The sequence below is a fragment of the Streptomyces cinnamoneus genome (assembly GCF_002939475.1).
Classification (GTDB): domain Bacteria; phylum Actinomycetota; class Actinomycetes; order Streptomycetales; family Streptomycetaceae; genus Streptomyces; species Streptomyces cinnamoneus_A.
In genome coordinates, this window is sequence record NZ_PKFQ01000001.1 from 3,671,929 (window position 1) to 3,696,929 (window position 25,001).

Below are 25,001 nucleotides of genomic sequence, written 5' to 3' on the forward strand. Positions count from 1 at the left end.
GTCGGGGGAGGCGGCCCGGCCACCGGCGCCGCCTCCCCCGTCCTGCGCCCGCCGGAGGCCCCGGCTTCGGACCGATGCGCGCACGGGTTCGGAGCCGGGGCCTTCCGCGTGTGCGGAACCGCCGGGTCACGGGTGGGCGACGGAGGTGAGACGGACCTTCGGCCGGGGCACCAGAAAGGCACAGGTGTGCCCGATGAGGGAGGGCGGTGGGATTCCCCATGGGCGTGTACGAGCTGGCCTTCACCATGCGGCGGCGCGTGGTGGAGGGGGCGGTCGTCGTCGAACTGCTGGGTGAGATCGACATTTTGGCGGAGCAGGTCCTCGGGCCCCGGCTGGAGGACGTGGCGGGACGGCGCCGGGGTGATCTCGTCGTCGATCTGAGGGGCGTGACGTTCCTGGACGCCAGCGGGGTGCGGCTGCTGCTCCGGGCGCGCAGGCGCGCGCTGCGGTGCGGGGCGCGGCTGAGGGTGGTGCGGGGCGGGCCGATGATCTCGAAGGTGATCCGCATCGCCGGCGTGGAGCCGGCGTTCACCTGGCTGGACGCGTTCCCGCCGTCGGCGGTCGGGAGCGTGCCGGCCTGAGGGGCCGCTCCTGCCGGGCCCGGGGCCGGCGGCGGTCAGGCGCCCCGGTCCGCCGGGAACTCCTCCGCCAGGAGCCGCGTCACCTCCCCCGCCTCCACCGCCCCGCGCCGGTCCAGCACGTCCCGCGCCTCGCGCAGGCAGCCCAGGGCCACCCGGGGCTCGCCGAGGCCCAGCAGCGCCCGGCCCCGTGCCGCCAGCGCCACGCCCCGGCAGTGGTCGTCGCCCAGCCCGCCCTCGATCGCCAGGGCGCGGTCGGCCGCGGTGAGCGCGTCGCGGTGCCGCAGCTGCTCCAGGCGGCAGTGCGCCAGCCGGGCCAGGAGCAGGGCCTCCCGGCGCGGGGCGGGCTCCAGGGACAGCGCCTCGCGCAGCCGTTCCACGGCGGTCGCCGACCGGCCGGCCCGCAGGAAGACGCGGCCCGCCTGGTGGAGCACGTGCGCCAGCGCCGGGCCGTGGCCCGCCCGGCGGGCCCCCTCGGTGGCCTCGCCCGCGGCGGTCAGCGCCTGGTCGTGGCGGCCGAGGGCGGCGAGGGCGACGGCCGTGTCCGCCCGGGCCTCCAGGGCGTCGGTGACGGCGCCTTCGGCGCGCAGGCGCTCCTCGGCCGCCACGAGCAGGGGCAGGGCGTCCCCGGCCCGTCCCAGGGCCTCCAGCACGATGCCCAGTTCACGGCCGGCGAGGGTGGCGGCCGGTTCGTCGCCGGCGGCCTCGGCCAGGCGCAGGGCCGCGCGCAGGTCGCGCTCGGCACGCTCGTAGGTGTCGGGGCCCAGCCGGGGCGCGCCCAGCAGCCACAGGGCGCGGGCGGCGCTCGCCTCCTCGCCGTGCTGGCGCGCCCTGTCCAGCGCCCGCCCGGCCGGCCCGTCGAGCTCCCCGCGCAGGGCCGTGCCGTCGGTCAGGCGGGCCCAGACGACGAGCAGGTCGACGGCGGGGCGTACGCAGTCCGGCGTGTCCAGGCGGAGCACCTGACGGAGCGTCGCCACCACGTCGGGATGGGCCCCGTGCAGCCAGGCGCGGGCCGCGTCGGTGTCGGGGAGGGGGCGCCCGGTGGTGGTCAGACGGTGGTGCAGATGACGCGGTACGGCGCTGTCGGGGCGGACGCGGCGCAGCGCGGTGACGGCCGTGGCGAGCTGGTGGTCGAGCAGTCGCAGCAGGGCCGCGTCCCGGACGGGCGGGCTGTCGGTGCGCTCGCTCTGCCGCCGGCCGAAGTCCCGCAGCAGGTCGTGACGGCCGTACCGGCCCCGGCCGAGCGGCTGGAGGAGTCCCGCGCCGGCGAGCTCACCGAGCAGGGCCGCGGGCCCGGGGGCGGTATCGGGGCCGCCGAGGAGGGCGGCCGTCGACTCCTCGTCCAGCGCGGACACGTCCGGCAGGGCCAGCAGGCGCAGCGCCCGGGCCGGCGCCGCGGCGAGGGCGTCGTAGGCCACGCGGAACGCGGCCTCGGCGGGGGCGCCCCCGGCGTGCAGCTCCGTCAGGTGGTCCCGCTCGGCACGGAGCCGGCCCGCCAGGTCGTCGAGCGTCCAGGAGGTGCGGGCGCCGGGCTGCGTCGCGGCGACGCGCACGGCCAGCGGCAGCCGCCCGCACGCGGCGACGACGGCGCGCGCCGCCTTCTCGCCCGCACCGGCCCCGGCGTCACCCGCGACCGCCGTCAGCAGCCGGAGCGCCTCCGCCTCCTCCAGCGCCGGCACCTCGACCTCCCGCGCCCCCGGCAGGCCGCCCACGCCCTCCCGGCCGGTGACGAGGACGGCGCAGCCCGGTGCGCCCGGCAGCAGGGGCAGGACCTGTTCCGCGTCGCGCGCGTCGTCCAGGACCAGCAGGGCCCGCCGGTCGGCGAGGAGCGCGCGGCAGCGGGCCGCCCGGCGCCCGTCCCCCTCCGGCAGCGCGCCGTCGGTGACGCCCAGCGCGCGCAGCAGCAGGGCGAGGGCGGCGCCGGTGCCGAGGGGCTCCGCGTCGGTGCCCCGCAGGCCCAGGAAGAACAGCCCGCCGGGGAACGCGGCCCGCACGGCGCGGGCCGCGTGCACGGCCAGGGCGGTCTTGCCCGCTCCGGCGGCTCCCGTCAGCACGACGACCGGCGTGCCGCCGCCCGCCGTCAGGGCCTCGCCCACCCGGGCGGCGAGCGCCTCCCGGCCGGTGAAGCGGAGGGTCTGCGCCGGCAGCAGGTCCGGCCCGGCCGGCGACGGGCCCACGGCGGTCGCCGGTGGCACGGGCGGCCCGCCCGGGCCGCCGGCCAGGACCTGCTCGTGCGCCCGGGTGAGCTCCGGGCCGGGCACGGCGCCGGTCTCCTCGGCGAGCCGCTGCCGGACCGCGGCGAACACGGCGAGCGCCTCGGCCGGCCGCCCCGCGCTCCGCAGGGCGAGCATGAGGACGGCGTGGGCGCGTTCGCGCAACGGGTGGAGGGCGGCCAGGGACCGCAGTCCGGCCACGGCGTCGGCGGTCCGGCCCAGGGCCAGGGCGCACTCGAAGAGGTCCTCGCGCGCGGTGACGCCCAGTTCGGTGAGCCGCTCCCGCTCGCGCTCGGCGTACGGGCCGGGCAGGGCGGCGAGCGGGGTGCCGCCCCACAGGGCGAGGCCGGCGCCCAGCCGCTCGTACGCCCCCGCGACGTCGCCGGCGCTCCGGGCCGAGGCGGCGGCCGCCAGGTGCTCCTCGAACACGGTGGCGTCCAGAGCGGCGGCCGGCGTCCGCAGGGCGTACCCGTCGGCTGTGTCCGTCAGCACGGAGGCCCGACGGTCGGCGTCCGGTTCGAGCACGGCGCGCAGCCGGGAGACGTAGGACCGCAGGGTGGCCGTCGCGTGGGCGGGCGGGGCGGCGCCCCACAGCGCGTCGACGAGATCGTGCGCGGTGACGGGCCGGCCGCGTCGCAGCAGCAGCACCGCCAGGGCTGCCCGCTGCTGCGGCGGGCCCAGCGCCAGGGGTCTGCCGTCCCGCTCGCCCCGCACGGGCCCGAGCACGTGGAACCGCAGACGCTGGTCTACCTCGTCACCGGGCACGGGGGTGCTCCTCGCTGCGGGCCGGACGGTCTGAGGGGGGTGCGGGCGCGATGCGGGCGGTTCACTCGAATTGCACGATATGGGCGGGTACTTGTCCACCGGAGGCGGGGGAGCGGGGGACGGCCGTCGGTGGCGGGCGCGCGCCGGGGCCCCCGCGGGGGCCGCACCGGGGGCGCCGGGCAAACGAAAACCGCCCCGGTCCGCGAGGCGGATCGAGGCGGTTTCCCTGAAGCGGTAGCGGTGGGATTTGAACCCACGGAGGAGTTGCCCCCTCACACGCTTTCGAGGCGTGCTCCTTCGGCCGCTCGGACACGCTACCGAGAGGAAGCTTAGCGGACGGTGGGCCGTGTTCCGAAATCGGTTCCGGGCGGAATGGGTGTGACGATGCTCAACGGGCGCGGAAGAAGCGCGTGAGGAGCCCGGCGCACTCGTCCGCGAGGACGCCCTCGATCACCTCGGGGCGGTGGTTGAGGCGGCGGTCGCGCACGACGTCCCAGAGGGACCCGGCCGCGCCCGCCTTCTCGTCGGCGGCGCCGTAGACGACCCGGTCCAGGCGGGAGAGGACGATCGCGCCCGCGCACATCGTGCACGGCTCCAGGGTGACGACCAGCGTGCAGCCCGTGAGGCGCCACTCGTCGACGGCCCGTGCGGCCTCGCGGATGGCGAGCACCTCCGCGTGGCCGGTGGGGTCGCCGGTGGCCTCGCGCTCGTTGCGGCCGCGCCCGATCACGGAGCCGTCCGGAGCCAGCACGACGGCTCCCACCGGCACGTCGCCGGTGCCGGGGGCCCGTTCGGCCTCCTCCAGGGCGGCCCGCATGGCGGGCCGCCACGGATCCCGTACGGGGTCGTGGGGCTGGGTGTGGACGGCTCCGTTCATGGCACCAGTGTGGGCGAGCCCCGCGGAGCGGGCGGCACGGGTGTCAGCGGACGGCCTCCAGCACCTCGCGGCAGCCGAGCGCGTCGGTGATCGTGCCGAGCGCGTCCCCGTCGAGGGCCCGGAGCTCCTTCCCGCTCACCCCGAGGTCCGACAGCAGCTCCCCGTCGCCCAGCGGTCCGGAGGGCGCGCGCTCGGCGGCGTCGCCGTCGCCCTCGTCCTCCTCCGGCTCGCCGTCCTCCGTGCCGTCGAGGTCCAGGCTGTCCAGCTCGTCGTCGGCGTCCTCCTCGCGGCCGATCAGCTCGTCGACGAGCATCGCGCCGTACGAGCTGCGGTTCGCGGCGACGGCGTCCGAGACGTAGACGCGGGGATCGTCCTCGCCGTCCACCCGGACGATGGCGAACCAGCTGTCCTCCTGCTCGATGAGGGCCAGGACCGTGTCGTCGTCCACCGAGTTCTCCCGGGCGAGGTCGACGAGATCGGCCAGGGTTTCGACGTTGTCGAGTTCTGTGTCGCTCGCTTCCCACCCGTCGTCGGTGCGCGCGAGCAATGCGGCGAAGTACACCGTGACTCTCCCACTGGTCATAGGCGGTGCCGGGTCGGACGGGGACCACCCCGCCCACTCGGAATCGTGGCAGAAACATGGGCGTTGCGAGAGGTCTTCCGCGCTGCGTCGTGCAGCAGTCCGAAGAGATGTCCCTCACGCGAGGCCCGTGCGGGGCCCGTACGGGCGCGGCGGGGGCGGCGCGGCGGGGGGCCGTCCCCGCCCCCGGGGCGCGGCCCGTCCGGCCTACCAGCGGAAGGTTCGCATCCGCATCTGCTGGCGCATCCGGGCCGCCCGGGCCCGGCGCGGCTGCACCCTGTCCCGCAGCTCCTTCGCCTCGTTCAGCTCGCGGAGGAACTGGGCGCGTCGCCGTCTGCGGTCCTCGGAGCTCTCCGAGCCGTCCTCCGGTTTCTCCATCCGCTCCGGCCTCGCGGGTTTCCCCCGGGCGGCCGGGCCTTCGGGCTCGCGCGGCGCCCGGGCCTTCTTCAGGAGCCTCTCCGGGAGCTGCTCCTGCCGCTTCTCCTGGGACTTCGTGGTCGTGCGGGGCGTGCGGGCCGCCGGTCCCGTCCCCCGCCTGTCATGGCCAGCCATGGGCAGCACCACCTCGTGCCGAGGTCCTCGCCCGGCGACAGGCCGGGCGTACGTGCCCACTTTCCCCCTAAGTGGTGGTTTGATGCCAGGGCGGCGACAGACCCTCCTCGGGACGCCGAAGAGGTACCGGTGAGCCCCCCGCCGACGTACGGGCGGGCGCCCGGGCCTTGAAGCTCGGTTAATGTCGACGTATGCGGATCCACGTCGTCGACCACCCGCTGGTGGCGCACAAACTCACCACTCTGCGCGACAAGCGCACCGACACCCCCACCTTCCGGCGCCTCGCCGACGAGCTGGTGACCCTGCTCGCCTACGAGGCCACGCGCGACGTGCGCACCGAGCAGGTCAGCATCGAGTCCCCGGTCACCGCGACCACGGGCGTCCGGCTCTCCCACCCGCGTCCGCTGGTGGTGCCGATCCTCCGCGCCGGCCTGGGCATGCTCGACGGCATGGTCCGGCTGCTGCCCACGGCCGAGGTCGGCTTCCTGGGGATGATCCGCAACGAGGAGACCCTGAAGGCCGAGACCTACGCCACCCGCATGCCCGAGGATCTCTCGGGCCGCCAGGTGTACGTCCTGGACCCGATGCTCGCCACCGGCGGCACCCTCGTCGCGGCGATCAACGAGCTGATCAGCCGCGGCGCCGACGATGTCACCGCGATCTGCCTGCTGGCCGCCCCCGAGGGCGTCGAGGTCATGGAGCGCGAGCTCAAGGGCGCCCCGGTCACCGTCGTCACGGCCTCCGTCGACGAGCGCCTCAACGAGCACGGCTACATCGTGCCGGGCCTCGGCGACGCCGGCGACCGCATGTACGGGAGCGCGGGCTAGGGGGTGTCCGATGGGTCAGCACGGGCCCATCGGACACCCCCTAAGCCCGACGAGCGCGGGAACCGGAGGGGACGGCCGTGGCGGCCCGTCCCCTTCCCCGTTCCCGCTCGGCGCACCCGGTGCTCAGCACCTGCTCCCCTTCGCCCCGTCCGCCCGGCCCTGGCCCGGCGAGTCCTTCGGGGCTCCCGACGAGGGCGCCGGGGCGGAGGCGGACGGCGACTGGTGCGACTGGTCCTCCAGCGCCGTCAGCAGCCGGTCCGCGTCCTCCTTGGGCGTCAGCGTCTTGTACCCGTCGCCGAGGACGAGGTCGACGTCCTGCCCCTCGCGCTGGTCGCTCTTGGCCTCCGTGCCGGTCAGCTGCGTGCCCAGCACCTTCAGCGCCCCGTCGAGCGCCTCCCGCGAACCGAGCAGCACGCCCGTGCCGGTGACCTTCTTGTCGTAGTCGGACTGGGCGTTGCCCACCTTGCCGATCTTGAATCCGCGCCGTTCCAGCTCGTCCGCCGTGATCTTGGCGAGGCCGCCGCGGGGGGTGGCGTTGTAGACGTTGACGGTGATGTCACCGGGCTTCGGCAGCTCCTTGGGCGCCTTGCGCCCGGCCGCCTGCGCCCCGCCGTTCTTGCAGTCGGTGCTCTTCTTCGCGGGCGCCGCTGCCTCGGTCCCGCCGCCACCGCCGGAGAAGACGTCGACGAGCTGGAGCGTCCCCCATCCGGCCAGCCCGAGCACGGCGGCCGTGGCCACCGAGGCGAGCACGATCCTGCGGCGGTTCCGAGGGCGGCGCATGTGCGGGAAGCGATGGCCCGTGATGCGGTACTTACCACCCATGCCGGGAGGGGTGAGCATGCTCATGGGCGCAGCGTAGTGCTGGGCACAGCCGCTGCCTACTAGATGATCAACGGGTTGCGCACACGCCAACCCAAAAGGGCCAATTGCCGTCCACGACAGGCGTTCGGATGGGGGCGTGAAGGGCTCCGCCCGCGCCTTCGGGGCAACCCCGTGCGCCCGGGCCGGGGCCGGTCAGTCGAGTTCGAGCACGCGCGCGTGAAGCACCTGGCGCTGCTGCAACGCGGCGCGCACCGCGCGGTGCAGACCGTCCTCCAGATAGAGGTCGCCCCGCCACTTCACGACGTGGGCGAACAGGTCGCCGTAGAACGTCGAGTCCTCGGCGAGCAGGGTCTCCAGGTCGAGCTGCTGCTTGGTGGTCACCAACTGGTCAAGACGTACCGGGCGCGGGGCGACGTCCGCCCACTGGCGGGTGCTTTCCCGGCCGTGGTCGGGGTACGGCCGCCCATTTCCGATGCGCTTGAAGATCACACGGAAAGCCTACCGGGCGAGCGGCTCCGAGCGCAGCCATGGCGCGGGAGTGCGAAGGTGACAATCAGCCGCATACCGGGAGTGATGGATGGGACCTATGAGCGACGGAACTTCTTTCCCCCGCCCCGGCCCCGCCCTTCCGGTCCCCGCCGCCGGCAGCGCGGCGGGGTGACGCGTTCACGGGCCCGCCCTCGGCCTCGGCGCCCTGCTCCGGGACGGCGTCTGCCGTCCGGACGCTCCCGGCGCCGGCCGGAGCGGTGCGGGCGCCGGAGCCGTACGGACGTTACGCACAGGCTGTGGATGCGGTCGGCGTACGAGGAGCTCACCACGACGGCCCCACCCCGGCCGGCCCCCGAGCCGCCGGCCGGGACGGCGGCGCGACGGGAGGAGCCGCGACGGGAGCCGCGTGAGGCGGAGCCCTCGCCCGTCGGCCAGGTGGTCCAGCGGCACGTTCACGGCCCTGGCCCGCTCGGGCGGCACCCGGATCGGCCGGGAGATCTGCCGCTCGCTCTTCGGCGCGACGCGCCGCAGGCGCTGAGGGCCCGCCGCCGGGCGCGCTACTCGGCGATCTCCGTCCGCTCCCACCACTCGTAGACGGGCAGCCTGCCCTCCTCGGTCTCCTGGTGGCGCGGAGTGGACTTGAAGTGCTCGTACCCGCCGCGGTACGGCACCTTCAACTCGACGCCGGGGGGCAGGATCGGGACGATCCGCTCGGGAAGCTCGTCCGGACCACCTTCGAGAAAGGCCTTGGCAGCTCTGGTCATGGGCCCAGTCTTCCGGCCGCCGCCAGCGGTCGCGCGGCGACGCGCCGCGTGGCGGCGTGATGCCCGGGCGGCGCGTCAGCCTTTCCCCGCTGCCTTCTTGGCTGCTCGTTTCATCTCCTGCTTGTACGCACGGACCTTCTCCAGGGAGCCGGGTCCGGTGATGTCGGCCACCGAGCGGAACGACCCCTCCTCGCCGTACGGGCCCGCCGCCTCCCGCCAGCCCTCGGGCCGCACCCCTAACTGCTTGCCCAGCAGCGCGAGGAAGATCTGGGCCTTCTGCCTGCCGAAGCCGGGCAGTTCCACGAGCCGCCGGAGCAGCTCCCCGCCGGTGGGCGCGTCACGCCACACGGCGCTCGCGTCACCGCCGTAGTGCTCGACGAGGTACTGGCACAGCTGCTGGACCCGCTTCGCCATCGACCCGGGATACCGGTGCACGGCCGGCTTCTCGGAGAACAGCGCGGCGAACGCCTCGGGGTCGTACGCCGCGATCTCCTGCGCGTCGAGGTCGTCGCGGCCGAGGCGGGCGGCGACGGTGTGCGGGCCGGTGAAGGCCCACTCCATGGGGATCTGCTGGTCCAGCAGCATCCCCGTCAGGGCGGCCAGCGGGCTGCGCGAGAGCAGCTCGTCGGCTTCGGGCTGCTGGGCGAGCCGGAGGGGGTGGTCCAGGTGAGCCATACGCCGATCCTCCCTCCGGGCGGCCCGCGCCGCACGCGCTCCCGCTTCCGGCGCGCCGCCGGCCGCGCTCACGCCTGCGGCGTCGCGGGCACGTCCTCCCAGCGGCGGCGGGCGCGGCGCAGCGAGCGGGCGTCGGAGTAGCCGAGCCGGTCGGCGAGGACGGACACGGGCGTGCCGCCCTGCCGCGCCGCCTTCTCGGCCCGCGTCCGGCGGGCCGCGTCCAGCTCCGCGCGCCAGGTGGTGCCCGCGTCGGCGAGGCGGCGCTGGAGGGTGCGCGGGCTGACGGCGAGGCGGCGGGCCATCGCGTCGAGCCCCACGGTGCCGTCGGCCAGACTCTCCGTCAGCAGCCGCCGGAACCGCGACTCCCAGGTCTCCGGGGTGGGCAGCGGCAGGGTGTCGGCGTAGCGGCGCAGGATGGCGTGCAGGGCGGGGTCGGCGGTGGCGATGGGCAGCCGCAGGTCGGAGGTGCGGAAGGTGAAGCTGCCGGTGGCCTGACCGAAGTCCAGCCGCTGCCGGGCGGAGAACAACTCGGCCAGATCGGCGTGCCGCCGCGGCGCCTCCTGGGCGAAGCCCACGTGGACGGGCCGGACGAGCTGGCGGGTCGCCTCGTTGGCGCGGATGCACAGCACGGCGAGCGAGAAGCGCTCGGACAGGTCGGTGGCCGGCCCGCCGTCCTGGAAGTGGCTGAAGGCGTAGGTCGTCTCCCGGTCGTTCTCCTCGACCAGTTCCAGCCGGCAGTTCGTGCTGATGAACGGCAGGTAGCGGAGGGTCAACCGCATGGCCTCGCCCAGCGTGGGGGCGCTCGTGGCGAGGTAGTCCAGGAGGTCGAGGGCCCCGAGCCGGTACTGGCCCGCCATGGTCAGCGCGGTGTCCTTGACCTCCATGACCCGGTCCGTCAGTTCCCACAAGGCGAACATGGCCGGTGAGGGGACCCGGGCGTCCGCCTCGGTCAGCGCATCGCTCGACAGGCTCGCCTCACGGACGATGCCGTGCGGGTCGGCTCCCGTGGCCGCCGCCGACGCGAGGAGGAACTTCGCCACGGCGACGGACTCGTGCCGGTCGTTCTCGGGGCACGACTCATTCATGCCGACAATGATCGCCCGAATCGTGGCGCGTCTTGTCCGGTGGGTGGCGCGCTGTGTCCTTTCTCTCACGCCTCATAGGCACCACAGTGGAGGTCAGGGATTAGCCGAGGGCCGTGTGTGAACGGCCGAATAGCTTTTCGTCCTGCCCGAGGGGGAGCCAAGGGGGACAGGGGAGTGCGGGCAGGTACGGGGGTCCAGCCCGCACTCCCCTGACGCGCCGGGCGGGCCGCGGTCGGCCGCATGGCCGGGCGGCCGAATAACGGGCCGAATTCCCCGTGCGGCGAAGACGGGGAATCACTGCGAATGCCCCGCCGGCGACCGCCGACGAAAATGATCAATTACCGGCGGTGCCGAATGTCCAGGGCCGGACCGGTACTTCACCGAACACATCGCCGCACTCGACGCGCTCCACGCCCTGAAGACCGCCCGGTGGTTCCACGGTCGAGCGCTTCGGAGCCCTGCCGCCGGCCTCGGCACGGCGGGTGACGGCGGGGGGGGGCTCGCGGGCGTCGTGCTCGCCGACGCTGCCGCGTCCGGCCGGTGCGGTCCCGGGTGTGGCCGCCGAGGCCGTGGCCCGGGGCGGGTCAGGTGAGCTGGTGGTCGTGGTGCTCGGGCGGTGCGGCTTCGGGGGCGGGCGCGGTGAAGAGCGGCGGCTCGTTCCTGCCGGCCCAGACGCCGTAGAGCCGGCGGATGGCGGCGATGTCGGGCAGGTCCTTGGGGCGGCTCGCGGCGATCTTCCAGCGCAGCACGTCCCCGAGGCGCATGAAGGGGACGCCGTCGATGACGTCCGCGTCGTCGATCAGGCGGTCGACGGACCAGCCCGGTGTCCAGCGGTCCATGATCTCGATGTCGGCGGTGGGATGCACGACGCGCCGGCCGTACCCGGAGACCGTGGCCTCGGGCTCGCCGAGCGTGAGCGCCCGCTCCCAGGCGGCCCCGCGCGCGAGGACGTCCAGGTCGCCCATGCGCGGCCGCAACCCCCGTACGTAGAGCGCGGCCGAGCCGCACACCACGTAGTCCCCCTTCGGCAGGTCCATGGCGGCCAGGGCGGCGAAGAGCCCGTCGGCGTCGCTCAGCAGCATGCGCCCACCTCGCTCGGCGCGGCGGAAGGGCGTAACCGGGAGGTGGCGAAGGGGACGGGGGCGCTGTGTTCCACGTGTCTGCTCCGGGCGTCGGGGTGGTCCCAGGAGCCGTCGGCCCGTGCGGGGGCCCCGCGACCACCGATGCGGGAGCCTACGAACCTACGAGCCCGGCCTGCCACGTCACAAGCGAATACTGCCGGGCGCCGGGGGCGCACGGAAGCGGGGCGGCGAGGACCGGGCCCTCGACGGCGGGTGCGCCGCCGCCTCAGGAATGTCACGCGGGCACTCTGGCGCCACACCCCTCCCCGCCCTACCTTGACCGCGGTGGACCCGACCACCCCAAGCGTTGTCATGCCCTCATCGACAGCGAGTCCGTACGACTCAGGCGAGAGGTGAGACATGTACCCCCGCGCAAGACGCCCCCACCGGCCCCGACGGCCAAGCCGCTTACGCCCGTTGGGCGTCGTCACGCTCCTGCTCGGCCTCCTGGGCGCGGCGCTCGCCGCGGGACCCGCACGGGCGACGGACGACGCCTCCCGGCCCAGGCCGCGCCTCGTCCAGCCCGTCGACCCGCAGCGCTGGCGCAACCCCGACGACATGACGTGGGCCGAGTACCGCCCGGTCCCCGGCACCGACTGGGCCAACCCCGACGTGAAGCCCACGCGGCGCACGTTCAAGGGCGCCCTGGTGCTCCTGGACTACCCCGACGAGGAGTTCTCGGTCAGCAAGCCGCCCGGGTCGACCATCTTCGGCAATCCGCTGCCCAGCGCCTCCGGCGTTCCCCGCGCGCGGCTGCCCAGGTTCTACGAGGACTTCCTCAACAAGCCCGGCACCCTCAACCACGGCCACACCATCAACGAGTACTGGATGGAGGACTCCGGCGGCCGCATGGGCGTGGACCTCACGGCCTTCGGCGTCTACCGCATGCCAGGGAAGTCCTACCAGTACGGCATCGAGCCCGGCATGAACCCCGGCGCCTGCCCCCAGGGCGACACGTGCGGCAAGGACATCCGGACCGACGGCAAGAGCGCGTGGGTGGCCGACGTGGGGGCCGGGCGGGCCGGGGAGTTCGACTTCGTCTTCTACCTGACCGCCGGGGTGGACGAGTCGTCCGCCTGGCAGGAGTTCGGCCCGATGAAGTTCGCGTCCCCGCGCGACGTACCGGCCGCCTGGGGCCCGCCGTCCCCGGTCCCCGGCGGCGGCACCACGGCTGCCACCCGCTATGTGCCGTGGACGTCCTGGCAGGCGGCCGCCCGCATCTGGCCCAACGCGGCGAACGGCTCGTCCACCCAGACCGAGAGCTCCGGCATGGCCACGTTCGCCCATGAACTCAGCCACATCCTGGGCATAGGCGACAACTACAACAACCCCTACGGCACGCCGCTCAGCCGCTCCTACACCGGCATCTGGGGCATGCTCTCCCGGGGCTCCTTCAACGGACCGGGCGGCCCCCACACCCGCTGGCAGATCCCCGCCACGGCCGGCGGTTCGATGGGTGCCCAGCACGTCCTGCGGGACAAGATCAAACTCGGTATCGTCGACGAGAAGAACGTCCTGCGCCTCGACCGCGACGCCCTCAAGAACTCCGGCCTCGTCGTCGCCCGCGTCACCGCGCGCTCGGCCCCGCCCGGCGAGAAGGGCCTGGCCGGCGTCAACGTCACCATGAAACGCGACCTGTCCCCGGCCTGCGACCGCACCACCGACCCGCTGTGCGACGGAGGCGGCTACGACAACTACACGGTCGAGGTCGTGGACCGCATGGGCATGGACTCCTTCACACCCGACAGCGGAGTGCTGCTCGCCAAGACCAAGAACGCGGACCGCGCCCCGTTCGCCTGGGTGGTCGACGCCCACCCCGAGGACATAGGCCTGGTGGACTTCACGCGCCCGGACGGCACCCCGCAGAAGATCACCATGGGGGACTACCGGCAGCTGAGCGACGCCCTCTTCCACGCGGGCGCCGACTCCGGCAGCTCGTACGAATACGTCGACGAGGCCAACAGGCTCCACTTCTACGTCCTCGACGTGCGCCGGGACGCCACCGGGGTGCTCTCCTACTCGGTCGGCGTCCGCTCCCTGGACGGCCCGGGCCCGCAACCCCGCGGCCTGGCCCTGGGCAGGGCCAAGGCGAAGGGCAAGCCCGCCGGTGGTCGGGCGCTGTGCACCTTCCCCCTCACCAACACGGGCGGGACCACCCCGGGCACCGACCCGTACCTGTCCTCGGACGTCTACCGCCTGACGGCCACGACCACGGGCCGCGGCTGGTCGGCCTGGCTGCCCACCCACCTGACGTCCACGCCCGCCGGCACCACGGTCCCCGTCGACGTCGCGGTCACGGCGAAGGCGAACGCCGACCGCACCGGCACGATCACCCTGACGGCCCGCTCGGAAAGCGACCCGGGCAAGACGGTGCGGGGGAACTGCACGGTGCGGAGGTCGGGGAGCTGACGCTGAGGCGGGCGCGGCCCACCGGCTCCTCTTCGGCCCCGCCCGCCCACCCTGCCGTCTGGAACGCCCGGCGGCCGCGTCCGGGGTTGCCGGACGCGGCCGCCGGGGCGTGCGGAGCCTGGGTCAGCCGAAGCGGCGGAGCCGGAGGCTGTTGGTGACGACGAAGACGGAGGAGAAGGCCATGGCCGCGCCGGCGATCATCGGGTTGAGCATGCCGGCCGCCGCGAGGGGGAGGGCGGCGATGTTGTAGCCGAAGGCCCAGAAGAGGTTGCCCTTGATGGTGGCGAGGGTGCGGCGGGAGAGCCTGATCGCGTCGGCGGCCACCATCAGGTCACCGCGGACGAGGGTGAGGTCGCCGGCCTCGATGGCGGCGTCGGTGCCGGTGCCCATGGCCAGGCCGAGGTCGGCGGTGGCCAGGGCGGCCGCGTCGTTGACGCCGTCGCCGACCATGGCGACCGTACGGCCTTCGGACTGCAGGCGCTTGACGACGTCGACCTTGTCCTGCGGGAGGACCTCGGCGATCACCTCGTCGATGCCGACCTCGCGGGCCACGGCCTCGGCGACGGCCTTGTTGTCGCCGGTCAGCAGGACGGGGGTCAGTCCGAGGCGGCGGAGTTCGGCGACCGCCTGTGCGCTGGTGTCCTTGACCTTGTCGGCGACGGTGAGGACGCCGCGGGCCCGGCCGTCCCAGGCGACGGCCACGGCGGTGCGGCCCTCGGCCTCCGCGGCGGCCTTGGCGGCGGCGAGCTCGGCCGGCAGCTCGATGACCCACTCGGCGAGCAGCTTCTCGCGGCCGACCAGCACCACGTGCCCGTCCACGACTCCCTGGACGCCCAGCCCGGCGATGTTCTCGAAGCTCTCGGGGACGGGCAGGGTGCCGGTGCGCTCGGCGGCGCCGTCGGCGATGGCCCGGGCCAGGGGGTGCTCGGAGGCGTGCTCCAGCGCGCCGGCCAGGCGCAGCAGCTCCTGCTCGGTCACACCGGGGGTGGTGACGACCTCGTGCAGGGCCATCTTGCCGGTGGTGACGGTGCCGGTCTTGTCCAGGACGACGGTGTCGACGCGGCGCGTGGACTCCAGGACCTCGGGGCCCTTGATGAGGATGCCCAGCTGGGCGCCGCGGCCGGTGCCGACCATGAGGGCGGTCGGGGTGGCCAGGCCCAGGGCGCAGGGGCAGGCGATGATGAGCACGGCGACGGCGGCGGTGAACGCGGCGGCCGTGTCGCCTGTCACCAGCAGCCAGGTCAGCAGCGTGCCGACGGCGATCAGCAGCACGACGGGCACGAACACACCCGAGATCCGGTCGGCCAGGCGCTGGACGGCGGCCTTGCCGTTCTGGGCGTCCTCCACGAGCCTCGCCATGCGGGCGAGCTGGGTGTCGGCGCCGACACCGGTGGCCTCGACGACGAGGCGGCCGGAGACGTTGACAGTGGCGCCGGTGACGGCGTCGCCCACGGTCACGTCGACGGGCACGGACTCACCGGTCAGCATGGAGGCGTCGACGGCCGAACCGCCTTCGACGACGGTGCCGTCGGTGGCGATCTTCTCCCCGGGCCGTACGACGAACCGGTCGCCGACGGCCAGTTCCCCTACGGGGACGCGGACTTCGCGGCCGTCGCGCAGCACGGCCACGTCCTTTGCGCCCAGTTCGAGCAGGGCCCGCAGCGCGGCGCCGGCCTTGCGCTTGGACTTCGCCTCCAGGTAGCGCCCGGCGAGGATGAAGGCGGTCACGCCGGCGGCGGCCTCCAGGTAGATGGAGGACGAGCCGTCCGCGCGGGAGACGGCGAAGTCGAAGCCGTGGCGCATGCCCGGCATCCCCGCGTGGCCGAAGAAGAGGGCCCACAACGACCAGCCGAGCGCGGCGAGCGTACCGATCGACACGAGGGTGTCCATGGTCGCGGCCCCGTGCCGGGCGTTGGTCCAGGCTGCCGTGTGGAAGGGCAGTGCACCCCAGACGACGACGGGAGCGGCCAGGGTGAGCGAAAGCCACTGCCAGTTGTCGAACTGCAGGGCCGGGACCATGGCCATCAGCACGACCGGCACCGAGAGCACCAGCGAGACCAGCAGCCGCTGCCGCAGGGCGTCAAGCGCTCCACCGCTGTGACCGGCCTCCTGTTCCTGGGGCGTCTCCGCCGCCGCGGGGGCCGTCGGCTTGGGAGGCTCCTGAGCGGTGTAGCCGGTCTTCTCGACGGTGGCGATCAGGTCGGCGACCTCCACGCCCGGCGCGTAGGCGACCTTGGCTTTTTCGGTGGCGAAGTTGACCGTCGCGGTGACGCCGTCCATCCGGTTGAGCTTCTTCTCGATGCGGGCGGCGCACGAGGCGCATGTCATGCCGCCTATGGAGAGCTCGACTTCGGCGCCGGACGGGGCAGGTGTCGCCGGCTTCTCGGGGGCCATGCTGGTCATCGCGTACTCCTGGGGAGGGCCGGTCCGCGCGGCGTCCATATCAGTGGAGCGGCGCGGCCCGGCGAAAAGGACTGCGGTGCTGCGGGTTTCGGCTCAGGCGCGGCCGGCGAGCTCGTAGCCCGCCTCGTCGACGGCGGCGCGGACGGCCTCGTCGTCCAGCGCGCCGGTGGAGGTGACGGTCACCAGACCGGTGGCGGCCACGGCCTTCACGGACGTCACGCCGGGGATCGCGGAGACCTCCTGCGAGATCGCGCCTTCGCAGTGGCCGCAGGTCATGCCGGTCACCTTGTAGACCGTGGTGACGCCGCCCTGGACGTCGGCCTGGCCGCCGGTGCCGCAGGTGCCGGCGGGGGTGCAGCAGGAGGTGGAGTTCGTCTGGGTGGTCATGGCTGCTTCCTTCACGTCGTCGGTGCGCGGGTGCGCAGGTCGTCCGAGAGGGCCGGGTCGGTTCCCGGCGCCTCCTGCTGAACGCAACGATATACCCCTGGGGGGTATCTGTGAAGGGGGGTGAACCGGTGACGCCGCGGAGGTGTGCGGAGGAACGGGCGCGGCGCGCCGCCGCCCGCGGTGCCGGAGGCCTCCCCGGCCATGGCGGGGGAGACCTCACCCGCCATGACGACGGTGCGGCCCTCGCTCTGGAGCGGGCGGATCGGGCGGATCAGGGAGGGCCGGCGGCATCGTCACCTCGCCGACTGCTGGGATCTCCCAGAGGCGCAGGATGCCCGGCACCGGCTCGCCGTCCGCGACGGCCACGCGCTGACCCCGGTACGGGGCGGCACCGTGATGCCGCCCCGTATGTTGCGTCAGCTGACGCTCAGGGTCAGCGCCGCGGTGTGGAGCTTCCCGCCGGTCTGGAACTGCAGGAACATCCGCCAGTTGCCGGGCTTGGGCAGCATGGCCTGGAACGACAGGTCCGGCCCGCCGTGATCACCCGTGACCTTCGTCTCCGGGTGCAGGTGCGCGAACGCCTGGTCGCCCTCGTGGAACGCGGTCAGGTGCGCGTAGGTGTCCAGGTAGGGCTGCAGATCGGTGACGGGCTCGCCGTCCTTGCTGATGCTGACCGTCGCGGGGTGTGCCATCCCGGCCATCAGCACGCCCTTGACCGTGACCGTGTAGCCGTCGACCTCGGTGCTGGTGGTGGCCTGCGGCAGCGGCGTCTTCTCGGCGGCGCCGGGGACGGTGACCGTGCGGCTGAGGACGAAGTCCTTGCCCTTGCCCGGGCCGTCGTCCGGTGTGAACGAGGCGTAGGTGCGCCATGTGCCCGGCTGGAGGGCCGTGAGGGCCGCGGTCCAGGTGCCGTCGTCGGTCATGGACGGGTGCAGGTGCTGGAAGCCGGTGAGGTCCGCGCGGACGGCGTAGAAGTGCATCCGCTTGGTCTGGTCGACGGCGAAGGCGGTGACGGGCTTGCCGTCCGGGCCGGTGATCTGGAACGAGTACGCGCTGTCCTTGCCCGCCGGCAGCTCGGTGGCGGTGGAGGTCAGCTTGTAGCCGTCCTTGGTGTCGGCCAGGCCGTCGCCCATGCCGGCGTGGTCCATGCCGCCGTGGTCCATGCCGGACGTCGAACCGTGGCCGTGGTCCATGCCGGACGCGGACGCGGAGGGGGACGAGGACGACGCCGAGGGGTGGGCGCCGTGGTCCATGCCGGGCATGGACGAGTCGGAGTCCTTGGACGATCCGCAGGCCGCCAGCGTCACCGCGAGGACGACGGCCGTACCGGCCGCGACCAGGGTTCGACGGCGGGGAGCGATACGAGAAGTGAACGACATCACAAAGCCTTCGGGGTGTGCGCGCCGTAGCGAGGCGCGCGGTTGATCAGGACACGTGGCCCGACGCCGCCCGGACACCGGGCGCGGGCGAGGTGCCTGTCAGTTCCGCGCTACGCACTTTCTCAGCAGAAGGTCACGCCCGCACCCGGGCGGGCCCCGGCGCCCCGTGCCTCCTGCTGCCGCCCGCAGGCGCACCAGCGCCCACCCGACCAGGACGAAGGCCGCGGCGGAGGCCAGGAGCCAGATCGTCGGCAGTGGAAGGCGGTCGCGCGGCGCTGTCGCCACGCACTGAGTCCCGTGCCCGCCGGTGCGGGCCTGCGCGTCCATGTGCACGGCTGAGGGGGACGCGACCGGCGCGGTTCCGGCGGCCGCCCCGGGCTCACCGTGGGCAGCGTGCTCGGCGGGAACGGCGCCGTGCGGCTCGTGCTCGGCGGGAACGGCGCCGTGCGGCTCGTGCTCGGCGGGAACGGCGCCGTGCGGCTCCTGTACGGCCGCATGGCAGTCCGTGGCCGCGGAGGCCGGGGCGCCGTGCATGAGGAAGAGCCCGAGCAGGACGGCGCACGCGGTCAGCAGCCGGGCGAGTGCCCGCCCGGGAGACCGCCTGGTGCTCGTCACTGCTGGTGCCTCTTCCCTGTCGACTTGCCGGTCAACCCGCGCCGGGTGGGGCGGTGTGTGAGAGATCGGACCATACCCCCGGCCCGTATGGCTAGGGCTGGTCCGCATCAATGCCGCCCGGCCGGCACCCCGAGGCCGGCCCCGTGACGCCCCGCGGCACCGCCGCAGGCGCGGCCGCCCCGAGGACGAGGCCGGAGAACGCCGAAGGCCCCGGCCGGTTTCCCGGTCGGGGCCTTCGGTTTGTGCCCGGTGAGGCACTGGCGGAGGATACGAGATTCGAACTCGTGAGGGGTTGCCCCCAACACGCTTTCCAAATGTTCGTACGGGGGTCCGGCGGGGGTCGTAGGTGCCCTGACCTGCGATGGAGCGTCCGGGGCGGCCCTGTCCGGACGGAGCCGGACGGGGGCGAATGAGACCAGAACTGAGACCAGCACCGCTGGCCGCCCCTTCGGCGTGAGCTTGGCGAGCTGCTCCCAGTGGCCCGTTCTGCCTTCGCCCTTGAGGCTGGAAATCTGCTCCTCCATAGCCGCTACGAGATGCCTTGCCTTGCTGCCTGGTCGACAGTCTTCGGGGTGCCTTGAACACCCCTTGCTGGTACGGCAGATGGTGTTTACTGCCTGTCAGGTGGCCTGATCACGTGGCGTGAGGATGAGCGGGAGGCGGCAGTGGAGCAAGTAGGGGGCGGAAAGGGCGCTCTCCCGAAACCGTCGCATGTCGGAAACGAGCTATCGGGGCAGGTGGCTGGCCCGGCCATTCAAGCAGGGGCGATCCATGGCGACGTGAACATCACAATGACGGGCCCACCGTCAGCAGTCGAGGCTACCGATGAGGCCCTCGCTGAGGCACTGCGCAAGTCGTCACAGATCTGGCGAGCCCGGTTCTCCAGTGTCGACTTGGTGAACCTGCCACGGATGGCGATGCTTGCGCAGAGCAATGCGGTGGCAGCTGCGGCCAGGAAAGCCGGACTCGACAGCACGAGGCCGTTTGGCGGGCAGGGGATGGCGCCGGGGGAGTTCATCCGGATCGTTCGTCCCTTGTTTGAGACATGGGACGCGGAGGCGGTGACGCTCTGCGAGCGCACGGCAGAGAAAGTGCATCGTGGCCTTCTGGTTTCCTTCGAAGGCGCTATGCGCTGCAACAATCCACCCGAGGTTCCGCTCAAGGAGCCGACTGGAGTCCTGACCAAGGATCCCCACCTCGTCTTTCGTGTCGGGGCGAGGAAGGTGGTCATCACCTTCGACCCGCGTTGGCTGACGACGTCTACGGCGACTACAACGCTTCATGATGCCGCTCGGGAGTCGCTGGTCTTCTCGGGTATCGGAACTGTGGCGTCGGAAGGAGGAGGGCAGATTCGCATCTCCGCGCTTGTGTTCGGGCAGCCGGAAACCCTGGCGCAGGCTCAGTTTGAGTACGCAAAGAAATCTGTTGTTCCAGCGCCGCCCGGTTTGACGTCGGCGGACTTTCGTAACGAACTGTCGCGGTCGGAGCTATCGGAGCTCTACAGGGATAAATCATGGGAAAGGGGAACTGTGAGCCGCAAGAGTATCGCTTTGCTATTTGATGAAGATGAGGTGCTACCCGGGCAGATCGACCGAGAGGTGCTAACTCAGGTCTCGCGGGTTGTCCCCGAGTATCGGCGTGATCTGGGTGTGGCCGTCGCGAGTCTATTCTTCAACGGTCAAGGTGTTGCGGCTGCTGATCTCGCTGCTCATTTCCTCGCTCGGGAACCCGCGCTCTGGAAGTCCCTCACGGTGCCTGGACTTACTACTCTGATCGGGTCCTGCAACCTTGCCGTCTCCACCGTTTCCGGGCTCAGCGAGGATCAGGCGGCGGACCTGCATGCGGCAATGAGTGAAGCAGCTGCCAGTTATCTCGGGTGCGTCGAGGTGGATAGGGATTTGCCCCTGCATAAGCGGCTTCTTCCGGCGCATGATGACTACCATGTTGCCGGTGCCGAATTGCGCCTGGTCTATAGTGCGGCAAGGCGTATTCTCGACGAGGCCAATGGTGAGGACCTCGAAATGCCGTTGAACGAATGGCGGCAGAGAGGGTTGTTTCGCAGTGTGGAATGGGAAGAGGATCTGCGGCAGTCCGCGGCAGAGGAAAAGGAGGCGTCGATGTTTATCGAGACCTGGCTGAATGCGCAGTCTGAATGATTCCCACCGGGTAACCATCAGGAACGCACTGCTGTAGGGGGTTCGCTTACTGGCGCCTGGTTCCGGGATCCCCTGACCCGGTCGCGTGATCCGGCGCCACGGCGCTGCGAGCTTTGGCGAGCCCTCTACCGATCAGTCCCTGTCGGAGGAGGCCATGGTGCGTGTCATGTTGAAGGTGAGACTTGAGAAGTCCCGGCCTTGGAGCACTGGGCCATTCTGGGTGCCGCCGCTGATGTTGTTGTGCACGTTGCCGCCCGAGGAGTTGGCGTGTGCCCGCTGCCACCACTCATCGAGCAGTACACGGAACTCTCCATCCAGGGCCGCCCGTACGCCGAGGGCGGTGGCCAGTGCCTGCGCGCGCATCGGGTCGGCAGGCTCCTCCTCCAGTGCGGCGACTTCCAGTTCGCCGGAGCTGACCTGGGGTGTCCCGTCGTCCTGTGTTCCCTGTGCAGCGGCTCGCCCGAACGGGCGCCGCACCAGCGCGGCGAGTCCCTGCCACGCCTGACGTCCGGCCTCGCCGCCGAGACCGCCGGCCAGCGCGGTGAGTGCCGCTGCGGTGATTGGGTCCATGCTGGCACTCCCTCGTTCGGTGACGGAGCCCACCTTAGGTCGGCCTCATAGTCTCCCGAAGCGGTTCCGGCATATCCAGGTCCGGGCCGCTGGATCCAGGTGATGCCCCGGGCGGTAGAGGCACGTCACCCAGGGCGGAGTCGATGCCGTGGATGTACGCGCGGGCGGTTGTTGGTTGTCGCGGTGCTTCATCCTGAGGAGGGCGATGGATGGGCGTCTGCTCTACTTCTGCTGGGGCTGCGTAGATGCGGGCTCTTGGGCAAAGGAGACGATGTCTGCGATGCCCGGGTGGTAGCCGTCCGAGGTGTCCACCACCAGTGTGGGTACGTCGAGGGAGATCGGCACGAACGATTCGTGTGAGTGTTCCCCGGAGACGATCGCTTCGAGAAGGTCGTGATCAGCGTGTGCGGCGCGATGGCCGCTGTGCTTCACGCGGTGAGCGATCCGATCGTGGGCGACGGCGGCGGAGGTGGTGCAGCGGATGACGCGCAGCTGGGCCAGGTCCATGAGGGGTTCCAGGCGCGGCCGCCATAGCTTGTCCTGGAACGCGGCCTCCACGACGATCGTAACCCCCGCGTGGAGGAGGACCCTCGTCACTTCGAAGAACGCGTCGAGGGTCGGGTAATTGAGTGGATCTTCGCCGCCACCCTGGTATCCCGGGGTGGACAGGACCATCCCTTGCTTGATCTCGTCACGGATGATGGCGGGGCAGCCGAGTTCCTGGCCGAGCACATGGGCGAGTGTTGTCTTTCCCGTGCCGGGCGGCCCGCTCACCACGGTCAGCGTCGGTGTGGTCATACGCCTCTCTCGCTTTTCGACTCGGCATGTCAGGGAGGGGTGCGTTTCATGAGCCGGAAGGCGATGAATCCTGGCTCTCGGGAGAGTCTGGCGTAGTCGGCGGGGTGTTCGTGGGCCATTGTCGGATGCGGGCGGTGCTCGACCAGGCGTTCGATGGCGAACCCGGCGCTGGTGAACTCTTCAATCCAGCTTTGAAGCGGCTGACGCCAGTAGCGGTGCCGCAGACCGCACGACCAGGTCTCTTCGGCTTCTCGAGCGTCGAAGTAGCTGCCGCTGTCGGCAAGCCAGTCGGCCGTTGGGTGGCTGGTAGACAGTACGAGTCGGCCTTGGGGGCGCAGCACTCGGAAGAGTTCGCCCAGTGCGGTTGAGCGGTTCCGGACATAGTGGATGACCAGCGCGGCGAGGGCGATGTCGATCGTGCCGTTGGGCAGCCAGTCGAGCCGGTCTTCGAGGTCGTGCCGACGCACCTGGATGTTGGAGCCGACGCGCGAGCGCGCTCGGTCGACCATGTCGGCGCTCTGATCGAAGCCGATGACCTCGGCCCCTCGCGCGATCAGCTCGGTCATGTACAGACCAGGGCCGCACCCGGCGTCCAGGACGCGCTTGCCGCGTACGTCGCCGAGGAGGGCGAGGACCGTGGGCCGGTCGTAGAAGGCGTTGTAGGCGCTGACGGCGGCCTCCTGGGCGAAGGTCTCGGCGAAGCCGTCGTAGGCCGCCGTACGGTCACTCGGCTGCACGGCCGGTTCCTAGCAGGAGGCTGCCGGCAACCGGTTCTTCATGCCGCGCATTCGCCGCGTCATCGACCGGGAGGATCCGGTCGAGCAGTGCGGTGCTGGGCGCAGTCGAGTCGACGAAGCCCGGGTGGAGTCCGCGGACCGCGAGTTCGTAGACGTGCGGTGGGACGGGCTGTTCGCGCTCTATGCGAGCGTCGAGGCGTGCGTCGAACCGCCGGAACCATTCGCGGTAGCTCCTGACGAGCGGATGCGGGTCCGGCCACTTCTCGTACAGATGGGCGCGGGCGCGGGTGAACGGCGTGGGGCTGGTCAGGTACGCGGAGAAGACGGCGCTGGGTCGCGGAACCTGGTGGTAGACGCATGTGATGTCGTCGAGGAAGGCGAACTCGTAGCCGGCGGTCCGGCGCAGCGACAGCCACAGGTCCCAGTCCTCGCAGTGCGTCATCTCCTCGTCGAACCGGACGCTGGTGGAGGCGAAGTTCCGGGTTACGACCGAGCCGGTGTGGATGTAGTTGGCCACCATCAGGAAGGCGTCGTCGAAGGGGTAGTCCTTGCGCAGGAACGCCTCGGGGTCTCGGGGTGCGGACTCGATCCAGTGGGGGCTGATGAGCGCCCCGCCGTACACCGTCTCGGCGTGGCCGCCTTCCAGGGCGCGGTGGGCCATCTCCAGGTGGGCCGGGAGGTAGATGTCATCGTCGTCGAGGAATGCGACGTAGTCCCCGCCGGCTGCGGCCAGGCCCGTGTTGCGGGCGTGCGAGACGCCCTGCCGGGGATCGATATCGATCAAGGTGATGGGCAGGTCGTGCTTCCAGGCGTCGATGACGGACCGCACGGGCGGGCCGCCGTCGCGCACGACGATGACGTCGAAGTCGCGGAAGGTCTGGCGTGCCAGGCTGCGCAGAGCGCGGTGCAGAGGCCCTGGACGGTCAGCGGTCGGGATAATGACGCTGATCACAGGGTGCTCCGGAGGGTGAGGGGCAGGTTGTCCCGCAGTTCGCACCGCAGGCGGGAGCGGACCATGTCCCGTGCGGGGCAGTCTCCGTCCAGGAGAGCGACAGTGGCGTACGGGATCGGTGTCATCCGGTAGAACTCGGCTCGGGAAGTGATAGCCGAAGCTTGGCGGGTGCTGATCCGTACGGCCCACGTGATGTGGCCGTCGCGGGTCACTTCGATGCCGCGTCCACCTTGGGCGTCGCTGATCAGGATGCTGCCGCCGGGCAGTTCCTCGCAGCCGCCGGCCATCTCGCAGAACAGGCTCTCGGGCGGGTTCGCCATGTACTGCCACACGATCCGGTCGGTGGCCGGGTCGATCTCCAGGACGCGGGAGCGACCGTGAGCCTGGCCGTTGTCGAAGACGAGCACGGTGCCGTTGGGGCGGGCGGAGGGCTGGTGTTGAGCGGAGAGTTCGCCCGGTCCCCAGAACCAGCGCACCGCCTGGGCGTGCAGGTCGAGCACCGCGATCAGGTCGAGGTTGCGCAGGGAGACCAGGACATCGCCCTCGTCCCACAGCCCTTGGGGATGAGCGCGGAGGATCTCGATGGTGTTGGCGTGCAGAACGTCGCACGGCGAGCCGGGCAGGTCCCGTAGCCGCCTGGAGATGTCCTGTCCGCGTCGGCCATCCAATCCGTACGTGGTCGGGTCCGGCAGGTGTCCGCCTGTGGCGCGCTGGTCACCTTCCTTCTCGATCAGGGCCTTCAGGACCGGGTCCGTGGTGAGGATGTCGTGGAGCGAGTGCGCGGCGTGGACTTCGCCGTCGCTGCTCAGGATGGTGATGGTGTTGTCCAGCAGGACGCGGGCGCCGCCTGGCCAGGGCACGGTTCGGGGTTCCTCTGTGAGGGCGTAGATCTCGCCGTTGGGGTGGAGGTCGAGGTCGTGGTGCACGGGCAGTTCGGCCCGCCAGGCGACGCTGGAGTCCGGGCGGAGCTTGAGCAGCGCGTGCAGCGGGACCATGGCGTACAGGCTTCCGTCGGCACCCAGCTCGACGTGGTTCCAGCCGCGCAGGTAAGCCGGCGGTTCGCTCTCGGGTGCGGGCTGGTCGAGGGTGCTGGACCAGGCGTAGGCGACCTGGCCGTGGCGGTCGATCAGGCAGGCGAAGGGCTGGGGGTAGGAGGCCGACGGGGAGAGCAGGAAGTGGGTGTCGTCCTGGCCGGGGCGTGCTGGTGCCACTGGCTTCTCCTTTGTCCGCTCACGGGCGAGGCCGAC

At 72.2% G+C, this 25,001-nt stretch carries 24 protein-coding genes and 1 tRNA gene; 5 read left to right on the forward strand and 20 right to left on the reverse strand.

What is annotated here, in order from left to right; all coding sequences use genetic code 11:
- Nucleotides 1-206 precede the first annotated feature (206 nt).
- A complete protein-coding gene (locus tag CYQ11_RS16020; RefSeq protein WP_146104691.1) occupies nucleotides 207-581 on the forward strand; it encodes an STAS domain-containing protein in 375 nt (124 codons plus the stop codon).
- A 35-nt stretch (nucleotides 582-616) separates the two neighbouring features.
- On the opposite strand, the gene CYQ11_RS29545 is transcribed toward CYQ11_RS16020, so the two are convergent.
- From CYQ11_RS29545 to CYQ11_RS16045, 5 genes are all read right to left on the reverse strand, one after another.
- A complete protein-coding gene (locus CYQ11_RS29545) occupies nucleotides 617-3,556 on the reverse strand; it encodes an AfsR/SARP family transcriptional regulator (protein WP_181143671.1) in 2,940 nt (979 codons plus the stop codon).
- Between the two features lie 232 nt (nucleotides 3,557-3,788).
- Nucleotides 3,789-3,875: transfer RNA gene (locus CYQ11_RS16030), tRNA-Ser, on the reverse strand.
- A 69-nt stretch (nucleotides 3,876-3,944) separates the two neighbouring features.
- Nucleotides 3,945-4,433: a tRNA adenosine(34) deaminase TadA gene (tadA, locus tag CYQ11_RS16035; protein WP_099199859.1), complete on the reverse strand. Its 489-nt coding sequence runs from the start codon at nucleotides 4,431-4,433 to the stop codon at nucleotides 3,945-3,947.
- A 43-nt stretch (nucleotides 4,434-4,476) separates the two neighbouring features.
- Nucleotides 4,477-4,995 (reverse strand): tRNA adenosine deaminase-associated protein, encoded by a 519-nt coding sequence (locus tag CYQ11_RS16040; RefSeq protein ID WP_099199858.1) that lies wholly within the window; start codon nucleotides 4,993-4,995, stop codon nucleotides 4,477-4,479.
- 225 nt (nucleotides 4,996-5,220) lie between these two features.
- Nucleotides 5,221-5,463 (reverse strand): hypothetical protein, encoded by a 243-nt coding sequence (locus CYQ11_RS16045; RefSeq protein ID WP_099200212.1) that lies wholly within the window; start codon nucleotides 5,461-5,463, stop codon nucleotides 5,221-5,223.
- A 293-nt stretch (nucleotides 5,464-5,756) separates the two neighbouring features.
- Here CYQ11_RS16045 and upp point away from each other — a divergent pair, with 293 nt between their 5' ends.
- Nucleotides 5,757-6,392 (forward strand): uracil phosphoribosyltransferase, encoded by a 636-nt coding sequence (gene upp / locus CYQ11_RS16050; RefSeq protein ID WP_099199857.1) that lies wholly within the window; start codon nucleotides 5,757-5,759, stop codon nucleotides 6,390-6,392.
- Between the two features lie 123 nt (nucleotides 6,393-6,515).
- On the opposite strand, the gene CYQ11_RS16055 is transcribed toward upp, so the two are convergent.
- Nucleotides 6,516-7,238 carry a LytR C-terminal domain-containing protein gene (locus CYQ11_RS16055; protein ID WP_099199856.1) on the reverse strand — a complete coding sequence of 241 codons (723 nt, stop codon included), beginning with the start codon at nucleotides 7,236-7,238 and terminating at the stop codon, nucleotides 6,516-6,518.
- Between the two features lie 168 nt (nucleotides 7,239-7,406).
- Nucleotides 7,407-7,703, reverse strand: a complete 297-nt coding sequence (locus CYQ11_RS16060) for a type II toxin-antitoxin system VapB family antitoxin (RefSeq protein WP_004929488.1) — start codon at nucleotides 7,701-7,703, stop codon at nucleotides 7,407-7,409.
- 406 nt (nucleotides 7,704-8,109) lie between these two features.
- Between CYQ11_RS16060 and CYQ11_RS30300 the strand changes: the two genes are divergently transcribed.
- Entirely contained in the window at nucleotides 8,110-8,241 is a 132-nt protein-coding gene (locus CYQ11_RS30300) for a DUF853 domain-containing protein (protein WP_240003158.1), read from the forward strand.
- A gap of 19 nt (nucleotides 8,242-8,260) precedes the next feature.
- Here CYQ11_RS30300 and CYQ11_RS16065 read toward each other — a convergent pair whose 3' ends face one another.
- The 4 genes from CYQ11_RS16065 to CYQ11_RS16080 all read right to left on the reverse strand — a co-directional run bounded on the left by CYQ11_RS16065 (nucleotide 8,261) and on the right by CYQ11_RS16080 (nucleotide 11,309).
- Nucleotides 8,261-8,467 (reverse strand): DUF5988 family protein, encoded by a 207-nt coding sequence (locus tag CYQ11_RS16065; protein WP_099197763.1) that lies wholly within the window; start codon nucleotides 8,465-8,467, stop codon nucleotides 8,261-8,263.
- Between the two features lie 75 nt (nucleotides 8,468-8,542).
- Entirely contained in the window at nucleotides 8,543-9,142 is a 600-nt protein-coding gene (locus tag CYQ11_RS16070) for an HhH-GPD-type base excision DNA repair protein (RefSeq protein ID WP_181143672.1), read from the reverse strand.
- 68 nt (nucleotides 9,143-9,210) lie between these two features.
- On the reverse strand, nucleotides 9,211-10,227 hold the full coding sequence (locus CYQ11_RS16075; RefSeq protein ID WP_099197762.1) for an AraC family transcriptional regulator: 1,017 nt from the start codon (nucleotides 10,225-10,227) through the stop codon (nucleotides 9,211-9,213).
- Nucleotides 10,228-10,811: 584 nt separating this feature from the next.
- Nucleotides 10,812-11,309, reverse strand: a complete 498-nt coding sequence (locus CYQ11_RS16080) for a hypothetical protein (protein WP_099199855.1) — start codon at nucleotides 11,307-11,309, stop codon at nucleotides 10,812-10,814.
- Between the two features lie 456 nt (nucleotides 11,310-11,765).
- Here CYQ11_RS16080 and CYQ11_RS16085 point away from each other — a divergent pair, with 456 nt between their 5' ends.
- Nucleotides 11,766-13,757, forward strand: a complete 1,992-nt coding sequence (locus tag CYQ11_RS16085) for a M6 family metalloprotease domain-containing protein (protein ID WP_240003448.1) — start codon at nucleotides 11,766-11,768, stop codon at nucleotides 13,755-13,757.
- 123 nt (nucleotides 13,758-13,880) lie between these two features.
- Here the strand turns inward: CYQ11_RS16085 and CYQ11_RS16090 are convergent, their stop codons facing one another.
- From CYQ11_RS16090 to CYQ11_RS16105, 4 genes are all read right to left on the reverse strand, one after another.
- A complete protein-coding gene (locus tag CYQ11_RS16090; RefSeq protein WP_099199853.1) occupies nucleotides 13,881-16,160 on the reverse strand; it encodes a heavy metal translocating P-type ATPase in 2,280 nt (759 codons plus the stop codon).
- Nucleotides 16,161-16,253: 93 nt separating this feature from the next.
- Nucleotides 16,254-16,547 (reverse strand): heavy-metal-associated domain-containing protein, encoded by a 294-nt coding sequence (locus CYQ11_RS16095; protein WP_099199852.1) that lies wholly within the window; start codon nucleotides 16,545-16,547, stop codon nucleotides 16,254-16,256.
- Between the two features lie 416 nt (nucleotides 16,548-16,963).
- Nucleotides 16,964-17,926, reverse strand: a complete 963-nt coding sequence (locus tag CYQ11_RS16100; protein WP_099199851.1) for a DUF8832 domain-containing protein — start codon at nucleotides 17,924-17,926, stop codon at nucleotides 16,964-16,966.
- A 99-nt stretch (nucleotides 17,927-18,025) separates the two neighbouring features.
- Nucleotides 18,026-18,541 (reverse strand): hypothetical protein, encoded by a 516-nt coding sequence (locus CYQ11_RS16105; protein WP_099199850.1) that lies wholly within the window; start codon nucleotides 18,539-18,541, stop codon nucleotides 18,026-18,028.
- A gap of 779 nt (nucleotides 18,542-19,320) precedes the next feature.
- Between CYQ11_RS16105 and CYQ11_RS16110 the strand changes: the two genes are divergently transcribed.
- Complete coding sequence (locus CYQ11_RS16110; protein ID WP_146104692.1) at nucleotides 19,321-20,697, forward strand: hypothetical protein; 1,377 nt, start codon at nucleotides 19,321-19,323, stop codon at nucleotides 20,695-20,697.
- 132 nt (nucleotides 20,698-20,829) lie between these two features.
- On the opposite strand, the gene CYQ11_RS16115 is transcribed toward CYQ11_RS16110, so the two are convergent.
- The 5 genes from CYQ11_RS16115 to CYQ11_RS29050 all read right to left on the reverse strand — a co-directional run bounded on the left by CYQ11_RS16115 (nucleotide 20,830) and on the right by CYQ11_RS29050 (nucleotide 24,965).
- Nucleotides 20,830-21,267 carry a hypothetical protein gene (locus CYQ11_RS16115; protein WP_099199848.1) on the reverse strand — a complete coding sequence of 146 codons (438 nt, stop codon included), beginning with the start codon at nucleotides 21,265-21,267 and terminating at the stop codon, nucleotides 20,830-20,832.
- 222 nt (nucleotides 21,268-21,489) lie between these two features.
- A complete protein-coding gene (locus CYQ11_RS16120) occupies nucleotides 21,490-22,065 on the reverse strand; it encodes a P-loop nucleotide/nucleoside kinase family protein (protein WP_099199847.1) in 576 nt (191 codons plus the stop codon).
- Nucleotides 22,066-22,094: 29 nt separating this feature from the next.
- Nucleotides 22,095-22,802, reverse strand: a complete 708-nt coding sequence (locus CYQ11_RS16125) for a class I SAM-dependent methyltransferase (protein ID WP_099199846.1) — start codon at nucleotides 22,800-22,802, stop codon at nucleotides 22,095-22,097.
- Complete coding sequence (locus CYQ11_RS16130) at nucleotides 22,789-23,754, reverse strand: glycosyltransferase family 2 protein (protein WP_181143673.1); 966 nt, start codon at nucleotides 23,752-23,754, stop codon at nucleotides 22,789-22,791. The genes CYQ11_RS16125 and CYQ11_RS16130 overlap by 14 nt, the downstream gene beginning before the upstream one ends.
- Nucleotides 23,751-24,965, reverse strand: a complete 1,215-nt coding sequence (locus CYQ11_RS29050; protein ID WP_107489254.1) for an arylsulfotransferase family protein — start codon at nucleotides 24,963-24,965, stop codon at nucleotides 23,751-23,753. Before CYQ11_RS29050 ends, CYQ11_RS16130 begins: the two co-directional genes overlap by 4 nt.
- Nucleotides 24,966-25,001 lie beyond the last annotated feature (36 nt).

Coding starts and splice junctions, on each gene's coding strand:
- upp (WP_099199857.1), top strand. CDS start 5,757: ATGCGGATCCACGTCGTCGACCACCCGCTGGTGGCGCACAAACTCACC.
- tadA (WP_099199859.1), bottom strand. CDS start 4,433: ATGAACGGAGCCGTCCACACCCAGCCCCACGACCCCGTACGGGATCCG.
- CYQ11_RS16115 (WP_099199848.1), bottom strand. CDS start 21,267: ATGGACCCAATCACCGCAGCGGCACTCACCGCGCTGGCCGGCGGTCTC.
- CYQ11_RS16100 (WP_099199851.1), bottom strand. CDS start 17,926: ATGTCGTTCACTTCTCGTATCGCTCCCCGCCGTCGAACCCTGGTCGCG.
- CYQ11_RS16090 (WP_099199853.1), bottom strand. CDS start 16,160: ATGACCAGCATGGCCCCCGAGAAGCCGGCGACACCTGCCCCGTCCGGC.
- CYQ11_RS16095 (WP_099199852.1), bottom strand. CDS start 16,547: ATGACCACCCAGACGAACTCCACCTCCTGCTGCACCCCCGCCGGCACC.
- CYQ11_RS16055 (WP_099199856.1), bottom strand. CDS start 7,238: ATGAGCATGCTCACCCCTCCCGGCATGGGTGGTAAGTACCGCATCACG.
- CYQ11_RS16065 (WP_099197763.1), bottom strand. CDS start 8,467: ATGACCAGAGCTGCCAAGGCCTTTCTCGAAGGTGGTCCGGACGAGCTT.
- CYQ11_RS16080 (WP_099199855.1), bottom strand. CDS start 11,309: ATGCTGCTGAGCGACGCCGACGGGCTCTTCGCCGCCCTGGCCGCCATG.
- CYQ11_RS16070 (WP_181143672.1), bottom strand. CDS start 9,142: ATGGCTCACCTGGACCACCCCCTCCGGCTCGCCCAGCAGCCCGAAGCC.
- CYQ11_RS16120 (WP_099199847.1), bottom strand. CDS start 22,065: ATGACCACACCGACGCTGACCGTGGTGAGCGGGCCGCCCGGCACGGGA.
- CYQ11_RS16075 (WP_099197762.1), bottom strand. CDS start 10,227: ATGAATGAGTCGTGCCCCGAGAACGACCGGCACGAGTCCGTCGCCGTG.